The organism is Streptomyces sp. NPDC057474, from assembly GCF_042802555.1.
GTDB lineage: Bacteria > Actinomycetota > Actinomycetes > Streptomycetales > Streptomycetaceae > Streptomyces.
On the sequence record NZ_JBHVDX010000062.1, the window covers coordinates 27,639 to 43,455 of the forward strand.

The following is a 15,817-nucleotide window of genomic DNA, read 5'->3' on the forward strand; positions in this document are numbered from 1 at the left end:
CCGCCGCGTGGGCGCGACCAGCTACAAGGAACCCGCGGCCGTCAACGAACCTTTCAGTCCAACGACGTCATCACGTGCTTGATCCGCGTGTAGTCATCGAACCCATAACCCGAAAGGTCCTTGCCGTACCCGGACTTCTTGAACCCACCGTGCGGCATCTCCGCGACCAGCGGAATATGCGTGTTGATCCACACACACCCGAAGTCGAGCGCCTTGGACATCCGCATCGCCCGCCCGTGGTCCTTCGTCCACACCGACGACGCGAGCGCGTACTCGACCCCGTTCGCCCAACCGACGGCCTGCGCCTCGTCCGCGAACGACTGAACCGTGATGACCGGCCCGAAGACCTCCTTCTGGATGATCTCGTCGTCCTGCTTCAGCCCGGAGACGACGGTCGGCGCGTAGAAGTACCCCTTCTCGCCGACCTGGTGACCACCCGCCTCGACCTTCGCATGGGCCGGCAACCGCTCGATGAACCCGGCCACCTGCTTGAGCTGGTTGGGGTTGTTGAGCGGCCCGTACAGCACGTCCTCGTCGTCCGGCTGCCCGGTCTTCGTCTCGGCCGCCGCCTTCGCGAGCGCGGCCACGAACTCGTCGTGGATGCCCTCCTGGACGAGGACGCGGGCCGCGGCCGTACAGTCCTGCCCGGCGTTGAAGAAGCCCGCCACCGAGATGTCCTCGACGGCCTTGGGGATGTCGGTGTCGGCGAAGACGACGACCGGCGCCTTGCCGCCCAGCTCCAGGTGGACGCGCTTGACGTCCTTGGACGCGGACTCGGCGACGGACATACCGGCCCGCACGGACCCGGTGATGGACGCCATCGCCGGGACCGGGTGCTCGACCATCAGTCGCCCGGTGTCACGGTCGCCCGTGATCACGTTGAAGACGCCCTTCGGCAGGATCGCCCCGATGATCTCCGCGATCAGGACGGTCGACGCCGGCGTCGTGTCCGACGGCTTCAGCACGACCGTGTTGCCCGCGGCGATCGCCGGCGCGAACTTCCACACGGCCATCATCATCGGGTAGTTCCACGGCGCGACCTGGGCACAGACACCGACCGGCTCACGGCGGACGATGGAGGTCATCCCCTCCATGTACTCACCGGCGCTCCGCCCCTCCAGCATCCGCGCCGCACCCGCGAAGAAGCGGATCTGGTCCACCATCGGCGGGATCTCCTCGGAGCGGGTCAGCCCGATCGGCTTGCCCGTGTTCTCCACCTCCGCCGCGATGAGCTCCTCGGCCCGCTCCTCGAACGCGTCGGCGATCTTCAGCAGGGCCTTCTGACGCTCGGCCGGGGTCGTGTCCCGCCAGGCCGGGAACGCGGCCGCGGCGGCGGCCATCGCCGCCTCGACGTCGGCCTGACCGGACAGGGGCGCGGTCGCGTAGGCCTCGCCCGTCGCGGGGTTGACCACCTCGGTGGTCCGTCCGTCGACGGCGTCCCGGAATTGCCCGTCGATGTAGTTACGTAGCTTGCGCAGCCGACCCAGCTCGGTACTCACTGCCGGCCCTCCAGATGTGGGTGTCCAGGTTGTGGTGTCCATTCCTTGAGACACCACACTAATCCGCCGCCCCACGTTTTCAACACCCCCGCCCGCTCACATACTGCGAAATCCGCAAGCTACGAGCCCGTAAACAACGAATTTCATCGATCCAGCCTTGCGGAACAGTCGAGACGTCGTGCACAGTGAGGCCGTGGTTAGTCGAAGCGCAGACCAGAAGGACTCCAAGGACCCCAAGGAATACAGGAGGGACTCCAAGGAGCCCAGGAACGGCACTCCGCAGTTGGACGCCGTCTCCCTCGCCATCGTCGAGCAGCTCCAGGAGGACGGCCGGCGGCCGTACGCCGCGATCGGCAAGGCCGTCGGCCTGTCCGAGGCGGCCGTGCGCCAGCGCGTCCAGAAGCTGCTCGACCAGGGCGTGATGCAGATCGTCGCCGTCACCGACCCGCTCACCGTGGGCTTCCGGCGTCAGGCGATGCTCGGCATCAACGTCGACGGCGATCTGGACCCCGTGGCGGACGCGCTGACGGCCATGTCGGAGGTCGAGTACATCGTGATCACCGCCGGCTCCTTCGACCTGATGGCGGAGGTCGTCTGCGAGGACGACGACCACCTCCTGGAGGTCATCAACAAGCGCATCCGGACCCTGCCCGGCGTGCGGTCGACGGAGAGCTTCGTCTACCTCAGGCTCAAGAAGCAGACCTATATGTGGGGAACCCGATAACCGTGAGGACGCGATAGCCGTGAGCCCCAAGGACCTCAGCCAGACCGCGTACGACCACCTGTGGATGCACTTCACCCGCATGTCCTCGTACGAGAACTCCCCGGTCCCCACCATCGTCCGGGGCGAGGGCACGTACATCTACGACGACAAGGGCAAGCGGTACCTCGACGGTCTCGCGGGTCTCTTCGTGGTCCAGGCGGGCCACGGCCGCACCGAGCTGGCGGAGACCGCGTTCAAGCAGGCGCAGGAGCTGGCCTTCTTCCCGGTCTGGTCCTACGCCCACCCGAAGGCCGTCGAACTGGCGGAACGTATCGCCTCGTACGCGCCCGGCGACCTGAACAAGGTCTTCTTCACCACCGGCGGCGGCGAGGCGGTGGAGACCGCCTGGAAGCTCGCCAAGCAGTACTTCAAGCTCAAGGGCAAGCCGACCAAGTACAAGGTCATCTCGCGTGCCGTGGCTTACCACGGCACCCCGCAGGGCGCCCTCTCCATCACCGGCCTGCCGGCCCTGAAGGCCCCCTTCGAGCCGCTCGTCCCGGGCGCGCACAAGGTCCCGAACACCAACATCTACCGGGCCCCGCACTTCGGCGACGACCCGGAGGCCTTCGGCCGCTGGGCCGCCGACCAGATCGAGCAGGAGATCCTCTTCGAGGGCCCGGACACGGTCGCGGCGGTCTTCCTGGAGCCGGTGCAGAACGCGGGCGGCTGCTTCCCGCCGCCGCCCGGCTACTTCCAGCGGGTCCGCGAGATCTGCGACCAGTACGACGTGCTGCTGGTGTCGGACGAGGTCATCTGCGCCTTCGGCCGACTCGGCACGATGTTCGCCTGCGACAAGTTCGGCTACGTCCCGGACATGATCACCTGCGCCAAGGGCATGACTTCGGGCTACTCGCCGATAGGTGCCTGTGTCGTCTCGGACCGCGTCGCCGAGCCCTTCTACAAGGGCGACAACACCTTCCTGCACGGCTACACCTTCGGCGGCCACCCGGTCTCCGCGGCCGTCGGCCTCGCCAACCTCGACCTGTTCGAACGCGAGAAGCTCAACCAGCACGTCCTCGACAACGAGACGGCGTTCCGGTCGACGCTGGAGAAGCTCTACGACCTGCCGATCGTCGGCGACGTCCGCGGCAACGGCTTCTTCTACGGAATCGAGCTGGTCAAGGACAAGGCCACGAAGGAGAGCTTCGACGACGACGAGACCGAGCGGATCCTCTACGGCTTCCTGTCGAAGAAGCTGTTCGAGAACGGCCTGTACTGCCGTGCGGACGACCGCGGCGACCCGGTCGTCCAGCTCGCCCCGCCGCTGATCTCCGACCAGTCGACCTTCGACGAGATCGAGCAGATCCTGCGCGCGACGCTGTCGGAGGCGTGGACCCTGCTGTAGGCCGTCGGCGGCCCCGCCGACACCCGGCGGCCGTGCTTGAGCAGCCCTTCAAACGGCCCGGGGCGCACCCATCCGAGTGAGATGGGTGCGCCTCGGGCCGTGTGCTGTCCGACCGCTGCCACCCTGACTCCCTAGCGTGCCCCTGTAACCGATCGGCCCTGCCTTCGTTCCCCCGGACGGGGGGCTCCCCCGGCAATCCTGATCCGAACCGAGGTGTACGCCCATGGTGGCCCCGCCGGACAACGACGTGCTCTGGGCACGTGGTCTGACCTACGCGCACGACGGCTCGCCCGCCCTGCAAGGCGTGTCGATGGGCGTCCGGGAAGGCGAGATCCTCGCCGTCACCGGCCCGCGCGGCAGCGGCAAGACCACGCTCCTGCGGTGCCTGTCCGGACAGCTGCGGGCCCAGCAGGGCGAGGTGTGGTTCAACAGCGTTCCCGTACACCGGATGGGCTCGCTCGCCCGGGAACGGCTGCGCCGCGACCGCTTCGGCTGGATCGACCCCGAGCCGGTCCTCGTCCCCGAGCTGAACGCCTGGGAGAACACCGCCCTGCCACTGATGCTGCGCGGCACCGGCCGCCGGGCCGCCAAGGCCGCCGCCCTGGAGTGGCTGGAGCGCCTCGACATCCGCGACTCGGCCCGCAAGCGCCCGCACGCCCTCCTCCAGTCCGAGCGCCAGCGCGTGGTGGTCGCCCGTGCTCTGGTCGCCGCCCCCACCGTGCTCTTCGCGGACGAGCCGACCGCCCCACTGCACCGCGCCGAACACGCCCACGTCCTGCGCACCCTCACCACGGCCGCCCGCTCGCACGACATCACGGTCGTCCTCGCCACCCACGACCCCGAAACCGCCTCCCTCGCGGACCGCACGGTGTCCCTGCTGGACGGACGGTACGTGAAGACCGTCCACCTGCCCTCGGCCACGGAAGGGCAAGGCCGGCCCACCGCTGCGGTGGGCCGCCGGTCCACCACCGAAGGCAGAGCCCGACTCACCGCCGAGCGAGGAGCCCGACCTGCCACCGAGCAGGAAGGCCGGCCAGCCACCGAAGGGGAAGGCCGACTCACCACCGAGCAGGTAGGCCGACCAGCCGCCGAAGGGCAACGCCCGTCCACCACCGAAGGCAAAGCCCGACCCGCCACCGAGCAGGAAAGCCGGCCAGCCACCGAAGAGGGAGGTGAGCCCGCCGCCGAAGGGGGAGGTGGACCCGCCGCCGCAGGGGAACGCCCGTCCGCCGACGACGGGGCAGATCGGGCCGCCGCCGAAGGGGAAGGCCGGGCCGCGTGCTCGCTCTCCGCCTAGCCCGCCGGGCCCACCCCGTCGTCCAGCTCCGCCGTCTCCTGGTCGCTGCGGCCGCCGGCGGCACCGGCTTCCTGCTGCTCTGCGCCCTCGGGCACGCCCTGGCCCACCCGCACGCCCCGGCCGGCTCGGTGCTCCGCCTCGCCTGGTGCGTCGCGCCCGCCGCCGCCACCGTGTACTTCGCGGTGACGGTGGCCCGCACCGACCCCGGCACCCGGCCCCGTCCCGGACTGTCGGCCATCGGCCTCGGCCCCGGCCGACTGATGGCCATCTCGGCCGTCACGACGGCCCTGTCCACCGTGCTCGGCTCGCTCCTCGCCCTGCTCTTCTTCCTCCATCTGCGCGGCGACCTCACGGGCATGCCCTTCGACGGCGCCGCCGCCGACGTCCTCGCCGCCGGGCGGCCCCTGCCCCTCCCCGCGGCCCTCACCCTCCTCGCCCCGGTACCGGCCGCCGCCTCCGTGGCGACGGCGCTCGTCCTGCGCCCCAAGGACACCGGGGCCCGGCCCACCGGACCCCGGACGCGCTTCATGGCGTACGACACCTTCGACATCCGGCGGCGGGCCGCGTCACCGGCGGGCGCGACAAGGTACGAGGAGGAGCCCGACGAAGAGGCCGCCGCCCCCACGGCCCCCCAGGCACTGACGGAATCGGCGGCTCCGCGCCCCGCCCCCGGCGGCCTCCCCTGGGGCGTCGCCGTACTCGCCGTCGGCCTCACCATCGAGACGTACGCCGGACAGTCCGACAACGGCTCCGGCCTCACCCTCCCCGGCGGCTTCGCGGAGAGCCCCGCCGGAGTCCTCGGCGGCTGGCTGCTCACCGCGCTGGGCCTGGTCCTCGCCGGACCCGGCCTCACCCACCTCGCGGGGCGCCTGCTCCAGTCCGTACGCCCCGGCGCACTGCGACTCCTCTCCGGGCGCGTGCTCCAGCAAGAGGCCCGGCGCATCGGGCGCCCACTCGGGGTGGTGTGCGCGGTGGCCTCCGGGGCGTACGCCATGCTGACGCTCTCCTCCGGCGTGCGCCCCACCGTCGGTCCGCTCACCCTGCTGGGCGCGCTCGTGGTGGCCGGCTGTGCCGTCCTCACCCTCGCGACAGCCGCCGTCGAGGCCCGGCGGGCGCGCGCGGACACCACGGCCGCGCTGTTGCGGCTGGGGGCGCCCAGCACACTGCCCCGGCAGGCGGCCCTGCTCCGCGCGGGCGCTCTCCTCGCCGTTTTCGGCCCGCTGACCTGGACGATCGCCCAGCTGGCGGCGCAGCCGCTGGCCGCCTGAAAACTCGTACGAAAAAAACCGCGAGCAGCGATGACTTTCACAGGGGCCCTCGGTCTACCCCTCCGAACGGACCGAAACCGACGGGAGAGACCTCGCCATGTACCAGCAGATGATCTTCGTAAACCTGCCCGTGAACGACCTCGACGCCTCGAAGAAGTTCTTCACGGAGCTCGGGTACGCGCTCAACCCCCAGTTCAGCGACGAGAAGGCGGCCTCCGTCGTGATCAGCGACACCATCGTGGCGATGCTGCTCACCAAGCCGTTCTACTCGTCCTTCACGAAGAAGGAGATCGCGGACGCCACGAAGACCAGCGAGGTGATGCTCTGTCTGAGCGCCGAGAGCCGCGCCAAGGTGGACGAGCTGGTCGACAAGGCGGTCGCCGCCGGCGGCACCGCGTCCGAGAAGGTCCAGGAGATGGACTTCATGTACGGCCGCGCCTTCGACGACCTCGACGGTCACACCTGGGAGGTCGTGTGGATGGACCCGGCCGCCATCGAGGGCTGAGGCAGGCGCCCCGTTCAAGGGGCGCGGGGCTGGGACATCCTGCGGCTCCGCCGCGTGGGCGCGACGAGCCACGAAGCACGCGCGCCGGTACACGCACCTGCGGGCCCGCGGTGACGGCCACGGCTCCCCCGGCGGAGCGCCCTAGCATGGGCGGGTGCAGACGATGCCCGCCCATGCGGCCCACCACGACGACCACGAGATCGAGACGATCGAGGAGTTCGACGCGACCGTCTCGGCACGCGGCACCCTCGCCGGATTCCGGGTCCAGGCCGTCGACCTGACGGACCGTACGCGCGAACTGCTCGCCACCAGCGCGGCGGGAGCCGTCTTCCTCGGCTGCCCGATGCGCGAGGAGGCGGCGGCGAAGATCCGCGCGGACGGCGCCCTGGTCTTCCCGCCCGTCCCCGGCCTGCCCTTCGATCCGTACCGCGGCCTGGTCTACTCCCCCGACGAGCTCTTCGCGTCCCTGTCGGACGGCGGTTACGAGGCGACGCCCGACGCCCTCGCGTACGCCTGGTTCCAGCGGACCAAGGCCGACCGGGACGTCTACGCCTCCATGTTGCGCGCCGTCCACGACGACTCCGTCTCGGACGCCCTCGACGAACTCCTCGCCGGCGCGCGGGTGGTGGGCGTGATGGGCGGCCACGCGATGGCGCGCGGCACGGAGGCGTACGAGGGCGCCGCCCGTCTGGGGCGCACCCTGGCCCGCTCGGGTCTCACCGTCGCCACCGGCGGCGGCCCGGGCGCGATGGAGGCGGCGAATTTGGGCGCCTACGCGGCCCCGTACGACGACGAGATGCTCGCCGAGTCGCTGCGACTCCTGGCGAAGGCACCGAAGTTCACGCCCTCGATCACCGAGTGGGCGGCCGCCGCCTTCGAGGTGCGCACCCGCTGGCCGAAGGGCGGCACCTCCGTCGGCATCCCCACCTGGTTCTACGGCCACGAACCGCCGAACCCGTTCGCCTCCCACATCGCCAAGTACTTCGCCAACGCCACCCGCGAGGACGGCCTGCTCGCCCGCTCCAACACCGGCATCGTCTTCCTGCCGGGCGCGGCCGGAACCGTCCAGGAGATCTTCGACAACGCGACCCCCAACTACTACGAGTCGCGCGGTGAACCGACCCCCATGGTCCTCGTCGACCGGGCCCACTGGACGGAGAGACTGCCGACCTGGCAGCTGCTCCGGTCGCTGGCCCGGGGGCGTTCGATGGAGGACCGGATCGCGCTGGTGGACCGGATCGAGGAGGCCCCGGAGGCCCTTGCACGTCTGGGCGGTTGAGCCGGGACGGGGCGGAAGGACGTTCAACTACGCGCGTTGCTGACCGGAGTTCAAACGTCCGGATGGTTAATCGGTCGGCAAAGCCAACCGCTCGGACACTTCTTCGGATTGACAGTACTTATCGCGCGCTTATAAACCTGTGAGGCACATGGGGAAGCCGCTGCTCCGGCGGCCCTCCGTCACCCCCACTCCCCTGTGCTTCCCGTGAAGGGCAAAAGTGTCCATATCTCCCCGTACCGCGCGAACTTCGCGCTATATCGGTGTTGCTTTCGCGTCCGCCGCACTCGTGTTCGGCGCCGCGGGCAATGCCATGGCCTGCAGCATCAAGGACTTCTCCGCCGTCGCCGAGTGCGACGGTGACAAGGGCGTCATCCGCGTGACCGACGTGGACTCGCTGGGTGTCAAGGCCGAAGTCACGGTCTACCTGGAGAACAACGGGGCCGACCTGCGCCAGGTCGGCAGCCGGACGATCGAGAACTCCACCGCCGAGGGTGTCACCGTCACCTTCGAGGAGGACTGGGAGCCGAACGCCGAATACCGCATCCACGTCGAGGCGGGCGACTACGTCAACGAGGACATCACGCCGAACCTCGTGGCGCCGGCCGCGGCCTGCAAGGCGGAGGCGGTCACCCCGCCGGTCGCCTCGGAGAGCCCGGAGAAGCCCGCGGAGAACAAGGACGAGGGCGAGCCGTCCAAGACCAAGACGTCCCCCACACCCTCCGCGTCCGAGGGCACCACGCCCGTGGGCTCGAACGACAACAACGCCCCCTCCCCCGAGGGCGACTCCAACCTCGCCGAGACCGGTGGCGACTCCAACACCGGCACGATCGCCGGTGCCGCGGCGGCCCTGGTCGCCCTCGGCGCCGGTGCCGTGTACTACAGCATGCGGCGGCGTGGGGCCTCCACACGCTGACCCGTTCCACAGGGCTGTGGCCCGTACCTCTCGCTGAGGGGTACGGGCCACACGCTCGTCCGGTGGAGGCAGCCGGGGCTCGCTCGTCCCGCCCGCGGGATACGGCCCCGCGCTCATCCGAACGTCGCACGCTCCAGCCAGAAGTCCAGCAGGTCGCGACCGCCCAGCACCTCCAACCGCCCACCGTCCGGCGGGAGTCGGCGATAGAAGGCGAGCAGCACCTCGGTGAGGGGCCCGCGCAGCGCGACCGTCGCCTTCTCGTGGCCGCGACGCCACCGCACAACGTCCTCGGTCAGCTCGACGACCCTCCCCCACCCTTCGGGCGGGGAAGCCGCCATCTCACTTCGCTCGGCGCCGACTTCAGCGGACGTGTCCGTGGCGTGGAGGTGGATGCTGCGGCCCGGGCCGCGCAGTTCGGCCGCCTCGTCGTGCGGCCTGGTCCGCTGGACGAACTCGACGATCTCCAGCCACTCGTCGATCGCGTCGGCGGCGATCTCCGGCGCCACCCTCGACCAGTCGGCCGACGGTGAGCGCGGCGTCGGCGCCGTGGATGACCTGCTCATGGGCCAACCGGCAGGCACAGAACCCCGCGCTGTGCTCCCAACCCCACGACCACACCGGCGCCTCGGGCCCCGCCTCGCGCAGCGTGGCCACGATCATCTCGCCGGTCTCCGCGAGCCACGCGTCCAGCGCGGCCGGGTTCCCCTGCTTCTCCGGTCCCTCGTAGAGCGCGACGTCCGGCTCGGGCACCTCTTCCTTCGACCGGGTCCGTACGTTCAGTTCGACCCAGCGCAGGGCGCCGCCGGTGTGCCGCAGAAGCTGTTCCAGCGACCGGTCGGGACAGGTCGGCACGGTCGCCGACAGATCGGCGCCGGAGGTCACGATGTCCCTCAACCGCCGTACCTGGAGCTCGATCTCCGCGCAGTATCGGTCGTACCAAGCCTGAGATCCTTGCGTACGCATCGCCATGGGGCCGGACCTTATGCGGCCGGACCGGCCCCCAGCACGACGATTTCGGCCGCGTCGAAGCTCACGCCGACCTCGTCCCCGGGCTCCGGCGCGTCCCGCAGCGCGCACGCCGCCTCCAGTCGCGGCGCGCCCCCGGGCTGGAGGTGCACGGCGACATGGGTGCCCCGGAACGTACGCGCGGCCACGGTGCAGCGCAGCCCGTCGGCGACGTCGACCAGCCGCACCCCCGCGGGCCGCACGAGCAGCGCGCACGCCCCCTGCGGCGAGACCTCCGGCACCGGCACCTTGCCCCACGCCGTGTCCGCGACCGCCCCGGTCACCGTCGCCTCGACCACGTTGTCGAAGCCGAGGAAACGGGCCACGAACTCGTCCACCGGCCGCTGCCACACCTCAAGAGGCGTACCGGACTGGGCGATCCGCCCGTCCCGCATCACCACGACCCGGTCGGCCAGCGCGAAGGCCTCACCCTGGTCGTGCGTGACCGCCAGCACGGTCGTCCCCAACTCCCCGAACAATTCCCGGAGTTCGACGACCAGCCGCTCCCGCAGCGACCGGTCCAGCTGACCGAGGGGCTCGTCGAGCATCAACAGCCGGGGGCGCGGGGCGAGGGCCCGGGCCAGCGCGACCCGCTGCTGCTCACCGCCGGACAGCTCCCCGACCCGTCGGCGCGCGGCCCCGGGCAGCCCGACCAGCTCCAGCAACTCCCGTACACGTACGGCCCGTTCGCCCTTCGCAGCGCCGTGCATACGGGGTCCGAAGGCGACGTTGCCGGCCACGTCCCGCTGCGGGAACAGCTGATGATCCTGGAACATCAGGCCGACACCGCGCTTGTGCGCGGGTACGCCTCGCTGGTCCCGCCCGCCGAGCAACACCCGCCCGCCATCCAGTGGTTGGAGCCCGGCGACCACCCGCAGCAGCGTCGACTTGCCGCTGCCGCTCGGCCCCAGCACGCACACGACCTCGTGCTCGGCGACCTCCAGATCGACCGCGTCGAGCACGGGCCGCCCGTCGAACCGTACGGTCGCGTCCTCAAGCCTGAGCAACATCAGAACTCCCCCGTGCGATCGGTACGGAGGCGCTCCAGCACCAGCAGGGCCACCGCGCACACCATCATCAGAATCGTCGAAAGGGCCATTGCCTGGCCGTAGTTGAGGTCGCCTGGACGACCGAGCAGCCGTGCCACGGCGACCGGGAGCGTCGGGTTGTCGGCGCGCGCGATGAACACGGTCGCCCCGAACTCCCCGAGCGACACGGCGAAGGCGAATCCGGCCGCGATCAACAGCGCCCGCCGCACCATCGGCAGATCGACCTCACGCCACACCCGCCACGGTGACGCCCCGAGCACGGCCGCCGCCTCCCGCAGCCGTTCGTCCACCGCGCGCAGCACGGGCAGCATGGTCCGTACGACGAAGGGCACACCCACCAGAGCCTGGGCGAGCGGCACCAGGATCCAGGACGACCGCAGATCCAGGGGCGGATCGTCCAGCGCGATCAGGAACCCGAAGCCGACGGTCACCGCGGACACCCCGAGCGGCAGCATGAGCAGCGCGTCGAAGCCCCGGACGAGACGGCCGGCCCGCCGCGTGAGCGCGGCGGCGGCGAGCCCGCCGATCACCAGGGCGATGGCGGTCGCGGCGAGCGCGTACGTGAGCGAGTTGCCGACCGCCTCGATCGGCGCCACCAGGAAGATTCCACTGTCGCCGCTGGTCAGCGCCTTGTAGTAGCCGAAGCCCGGGGCGTCGAGCGACCGTTCCACGAGCACGCCCAGCGGCAGCAGGATCAGCACGACGACGGTGCCGAGGACCCCGCCCAGCAGCGCCCACTGGCCCGCCCCGCGCGGCCGCCGGGCCGTGAGCGACGCGTCCACCAGCCGCAGCGCGGTCTCCCGCCGTCGTACGGTCCACGCGTGCACGGCGAGGATCAGCCCGACCGCGACGAACTGCACGAGCGTCAGCACGGCGGCCGTCGCCAGGTCGAAGATCTCCGAGGTCTGCCGGTAGATCTCCACTTCGAGCGTCGAGAAGGTCGGCCCGCCGAGGATCTGCACCACGCCGAACGAGGTGAAGGTGAAGAGGAAGACCATCAGCGCGGCGGCGGCCACGGCGGGCGCGAGCGCCGGGAGCGTGACCCTCCGCCAGGCCGCCAGGGGCGATGCCCCGAGCATGCGCGCGGCCTCCTCCTGCCGCGGGTCGAGCTGCGACCACAGCCCACCGACGGTCCGTACGACGACCGCGTAGTTGAAGAACACATGCGCGAGCAGAATCGCCCAGACCGTCGTGTCCAGCCGTACGCCCCACAGCTCGTCGAACAGCCCCCCGCGCCCGACCAGCGCCAGGAACGCCGTACCGACGACCACGGTCGGCAGTACGAACGGCACGGTCACGACCGCCCGCAGAATGTCCTTGCCCCTGAAATCGAAGCGCGCGAACACATACGCGCCGGGGAGCGCGATCAGCAGCGTGAGCGCGGTCGAGACAAGCGCCTGCCAGGTGGTGAACCACAGCACGTGCCGGATCCCGGAGTCCCCCAGCACCTCCCCGATCCGCCCGAGGTCCCAGGTCCCGTCGACCTTCAGCCCCCGTACGACGATCGCGGCGACGGGGTAGGCGAAGAACACCCCGAAGAACGCGACGGGCAGCGCCATGAGCCCGAGCCGCGCCGCGCTCCCCGACCGACGGGGTCCACGCGGTGCGGCCACGGCCTCCTTGGTCGCCTCGGTTACTTCAGTACGAGCGAGGTCCACGACTTGACCCACTGGTCACGGTTCTCGGCGATCTTCTCCGGCGCCATGGTCTCGGGGTCCTTCGCCGCGGGCCCGTACTCGGTGAACTCGGCGGGCACGGACGCACCCTCGACCACCGGGTACACGAACATGTTGAGCGGCATGTCCTCCTGGAACTTCTTCGAGATCAGGAAGTCGATCAGCGCCTTGCCGCCCTCGGCGTTCTTCGCGTTGCTCAGCAGCCCCGCGAACTCGATCTGCCGGAAGCAGGTGCCGGTCGCGACCCCGGTGGGCGCAGTCTTCGGCTTCGGGTCCGCGTAGACGACCTCGGCCGGCGGCGAGGAGGCGTACGACACGACGAGCGGCCGGTCACCGCCGGCCTTCTTGCCGTCCGTCGACCCGGAGAACTCCTGGTAGTACGCCTGCTCCCAGCCGTCGACGACCTTCACGCCGTTGGCCTTGAGCTTCTCCCAGTAGCCCTCCCACCCGCCCCCATCGCCGTACTTCGCGGCCGTACCGAGGACGAATCCGAGGCCGGGCGAGGAGGTGGAGGCGTTCTCGGTGACGAGGAGGTCCTTGTACTGGGGCTTGACGAGATCGTCGAACGACTGCGGCGGCTCGATCTTGTTCTTGCTGAAGTACGCCTTGTCGTAGTTGACGCAGATGTCACCGGAGTCGATGGGCGTGACCCGGTGCTCGTCCTTGTCGAGCTGGTACTCGGCGCCGACCTTGTCGAGCCCCTTCGCCTCGTAGGGCTGGAAGAGACCGTTGTCGAGCGCGCGGGACAGCAACGTGTTGTCGACACCGAAGAAGACGTCACCCTGCGGGTTGTCCTTGGTCAGGATCGCCTGGTTGACGGCCTGCCCCGCGTCCCCGCTCTTGAGGACCTTGACCTTGTACCCGGACTCCTTCTCGAACGCCTTCAGTACGTCCTTGGAGTAGGCGAAGGAGCCGTGGCTGACGAGGGTGACGGTCTTGGAGCCGCCCGACCCGGTGTCGTCGGACGAGGAACCGCACGCGGACAGCGTGACGAGCCCGAGGCCGACGGCCGCGGCGACGAACGTTCTGATGTGCACGGAATTCCTCCTGGGGGTGACCAGGAAGAGACGCGGCCCTGCCCGGGACCGTCGGAGATTCCGAAGGCTCCCGGGCAGGGCGCAACAGCTTGAGTGAAGACCGAACTTCCTACCCAGAATGACCTGGGCGAGGTTCAGAGGGTCTGCGGCCCGCTTGCCGCACTCTCAGCGCTGTGGCGCTCCCCTGTCGGAATATGAAGATGTGTACGGAGGTCAGAGTACCCCGTGGCCGGATTCCGACTCCTGCCGGTGGCCACGAGCTACCCCGCGGTCCGCCCCTCGGTCTACCGCTCGGTGGCTGCCAGCTGGCCGCACGCCCCGTCGATCTCCTGCCCCCGGGTGTCCCGTACGGTCACCGGCACCCCATGGGCGGCGATGGCCTCGACGAACGCCTTCTCGTCCTCGGGCCGGGAAGCGGTCCACTTGGACCCCGGAGTCGGGTTCAGCGGAATCAGATTCACATGCACCGGCTTGCCCTTGAGCAGCCGGCCCAGCCGGTCACCGCGCCACGCCTGGTCGTTGATGTCCCGGATCAGCGCGTACTCGATGGACAGCCGACGCCCGGACCTGGCCGCGTACTCCCACCCGGCGTCCAGGACCTCGCGCACCTTCCACCGCGTGTTCACCGGTACGAGCGTGTCGCGCAGCTCGTCGTCGGGGGCATGCAGTGAGATCGCGAGCCGGCACTTGAACCCTTCGTCCGAGAACCGGTGGATGGCGGGCACCAGCCCGACCGTGGACACGGTGATCCCGCGCTGCGACAGCCCCAGCCCGTCCGGCTCCGGATCGGTGAGCCGGCGAATGGCCCCGACGACCCGGTTGTAGTTGGCGAGGGGCTCGCCCATTCCCATGAAGACGATGTTGGAGAGCCGCGCGGGCCCACCGGGGATCTCTCCGTCCCGGAGCGCCCGCATCCCGTCGACGATCTGATGGACGATCTCGGCGGTGGACAGGTTCCGGTCGAGCCCGGCCTGCCCGGTGGCGCAGAAGGGACAGTTCATCCCGCATCCGGCCTGCGAACTGATGCACATGGTGACCCGGTCGGGGTACCGCATCAGCACCGACTCGACGAGCGTCCCGTCGAACAGCCGCCACAGGGTCTTGCGCGTGGTCTCCTGGTCGGTCGACAGATGCCGCACGACCGTCATCAGGTCCGGAAGCAAGGCCTCCTGAAGCTTCGTGCGCGCACCCGCGGGGATGTCGGTCCACTGCTCCGGGTCGTGCGCGTACCGCGCGAAGTAGTGCTGCGAGAGCTGCTTGGCACGAAACGGCTTCTCCCCGATCGCGGCAACAGCCTCCTTACGCTCCACAGGCGAAAGATCAGCAAGATGCCGCGGCGGCTTCTTGGCTCCGCGGGGGGCGACGAATGTGAGTTCTCCGGGTGCAGGCATAACCCTCCCAGTGTCGCAGATCATTTGAGGTGTACCTGCGGCCACAGCTGTGCCGTGGCACCGGGCCATGCGGTGGCGGGCGCCGGCCGTCGCGCGGGAGCTACGCCGCGGTGTGCTCCAGCTGGTCCTTGAGGTGTTGCTCGTTGCGGGGTAGTTCCTTGCGGATCTGGGGGCGGACGACGAGGGGGACGAGGACCTTGCCTATGCCCTTGCCGTCGAAGCCGACCTCGACGGTGACGCGGGAGCGGCGGCCGTCGTCGAGGGGGATGATCTCGCCGTGGACGTGACCGCGGACGGGGCCGTCGACGCCCCTCATGCCCCAGACCCGCGGAGGCTCGTACTCGGTGAGCTCCATGGTCATCGGGATGTCCCGGCGGCCGATGTGCCGGGTGACGCGCACCCTGGAGCCGACACCGACGGGCCCGGCGTCGAGCTGCTCCGTCGCGACCGCGCTCTCCTGCCATTCGGGCAGGTGCGAGAAGTCGCTGATGTACGCCCAGGCGTCCTCCGGGCGGCAGTCGATGTCGATCGATTCGCGGAAGTCGGACATGATGCCCGCCTCCTTCCAGAGCGATCCCCCCTGCCTTCCAGAGCGACCCCCTCTGCGTGTGGCCCCACAGTGTGGCCCCACACGAGAATCGTCCCACTCGACCACCCGAGGGGCTACGGCAGTGGGCCCCCGCCCCGGCGAACCAGACGCTGTTGGTTAATTCGGGGGCTGGTCCTGCTTCGCCCCGTTGAGCATGAGCTCGGCGGGGCGAAGTGCTGCGAAGTGGCTGGTTCGGGTGCG

The 15,817-nt window shown here is 70.2% G+C and carries 12 protein-coding genes, 2 pseudogenes and 1 riboswitch; of the genes and pseudogenes, 7 read left to right on the plus strand and 7 right to left on the minus strand.

The features are described 5' to 3' along the window. Nucleotides 1–53: 53 nt before the first annotated feature. A complete protein-coding gene (locus ACFU53_RS19475) occupies nt 54–1,499 on the minus strand; it encodes a gamma-aminobutyraldehyde dehydrogenase (RefSeq protein ID WP_383993533.1) in 1,446 nt (481 codons plus the stop codon). A 178-nt stretch (nt 1,500–1,677) separates the two neighbouring features. Between ACFU53_RS19475 and ACFU53_RS19480 the strand changes: the two genes are divergently transcribed. The 7 genes and pseudogenes from ACFU53_RS19480 to ACFU53_RS19510 all read left to right on the plus strand — a co-directional run bounded on the left by ACFU53_RS19480 (nt 1,678) and on the right by ACFU53_RS19510 (nt 8,869). After that, a complete protein-coding gene (locus tag ACFU53_RS19480; protein WP_383993536.1) occupies nt 1,678–2,223 on the plus strand; it encodes an Lrp/AsnC family transcriptional regulator in 546 nt (181 codons plus the stop codon). A 19-nt stretch (nt 2,224–2,242) separates the two neighbouring features. Continuing rightward, on the plus strand, nt 2,243–3,607 hold the full coding sequence (locus ACFU53_RS19485; RefSeq protein ID WP_383993539.1) for an aspartate aminotransferase family protein: 1,365 nt from the start codon (nt 2,243–2,245) through the stop codon (nt 3,605–3,607). 223 nt (nt 3,608–3,830) lie between these two features. Continuing rightward, nucleotides 3,831–4,559, plus strand: a pseudogene (locus ACFU53_RS19490) (ABC transporter ATP-binding protein); the annotation flags it as partial. 326 nt (nt 4,560–4,885) lie between these two features. Continuing rightward, nucleotides 4,886–6,172: a hypothetical protein gene (locus ACFU53_RS19495; protein WP_383993542.1), complete on the plus strand. Its 1,287-nt coding sequence runs from the start codon at nt 4,886–4,888 to the stop codon at nt 6,170–6,172. Between the two features lie 97 nt (nt 6,173–6,269). Then, a complete protein-coding gene (locus ACFU53_RS19500; protein WP_383993545.1) occupies nt 6,270–6,677 on the plus strand; it encodes a VOC family protein in 408 nt (135 codons plus the stop codon). 154 nt (nt 6,678–6,831) lie between these two features. Beyond that, the gene (locus tag ACFU53_RS19505; protein WP_383993548.1) at nt 6,832–7,956 is read left to right on the plus strand and encodes an LOG family protein; all 1,125 of its coding nucleotides are present in this window, start codon (nt 6,832–6,834) and stop codon (nt 7,954–7,956) included. A gap of 217 nt (nt 7,957–8,173) precedes the next feature. Then, on the plus strand, nt 8,174–8,869 hold the full coding sequence (locus ACFU53_RS19510) for an LAETG motif-containing sortase-dependent surface protein (RefSeq protein ID WP_383993551.1): 696 nt from the start codon (nt 8,174–8,176) through the stop codon (nt 8,867–8,869). 113 nt (nt 8,870–8,982) lie between these two features. Here ACFU53_RS19510 and ACFU53_RS19515 read toward each other — a convergent pair. From ACFU53_RS19515 to ACFU53_RS19540, 6 genes and pseudogenes are all read right to left on the minus strand, one after another. Then, a pseudogene (locus ACFU53_RS19515) lies at nt 8,983–9,832 on the minus strand (maleylpyruvate isomerase N-terminal domain-containing protein). 17 nt (nt 9,833–9,849) lie between these two features. Continuing rightward, complete coding sequence (locus tag ACFU53_RS19520) at nt 9,850–10,884, minus strand: ABC transporter ATP-binding protein (protein WP_383993554.1); 1,035 nt, start codon at nt 10,882–10,884, stop codon at nt 9,850–9,852. Next, on the minus strand, nt 10,884–12,581 hold the full coding sequence (locus tag ACFU53_RS19525) for an ABC transporter permease (protein ID WP_383993557.1): 1,698 nt from the start codon (nt 12,579–12,581) through the stop codon (nt 10,884–10,886). The genes ACFU53_RS19520 and ACFU53_RS19525 overlap by 1 nt, the downstream gene beginning before the upstream one ends. Next, nucleotides 12,557–13,636 (minus strand): thiamine ABC transporter substrate binding subunit, encoded by a 1,080-nt coding sequence (locus tag ACFU53_RS19530; RefSeq protein WP_383993560.1) that lies wholly within the window; start codon nt 13,634–13,636, stop codon nt 12,557–12,559. The genes ACFU53_RS19525 and ACFU53_RS19530 overlap by 25 nt, the downstream gene beginning before the upstream one ends. Nucleotides 13,637–13,724: 88 nt before the next feature. Further along, nucleotides 13,725–13,832, minus strand: a riboswitch (TPP riboswitch). Nucleotides 13,833–13,920: 88 nt separating this feature from the next. Next, entirely contained in the window at nt 13,921–15,027 is a 1,107-nt protein-coding gene (rlmN, locus tag ACFU53_RS19535; protein ID WP_383993563.1) for a 23S rRNA (adenine(2503)-C(2))-methyltransferase RlmN, read from the minus strand. A gap of 100 nt (nt 15,028–15,127) precedes the next feature. Beyond that, entirely contained in the window at nt 15,128–15,577 is a 450-nt protein-coding gene (locus ACFU53_RS19540; RefSeq protein ID WP_383993566.1) for an SRPBCC family protein, read from the minus strand. Nucleotides 15,578–15,817: the final 240 nt, after the last annotated feature.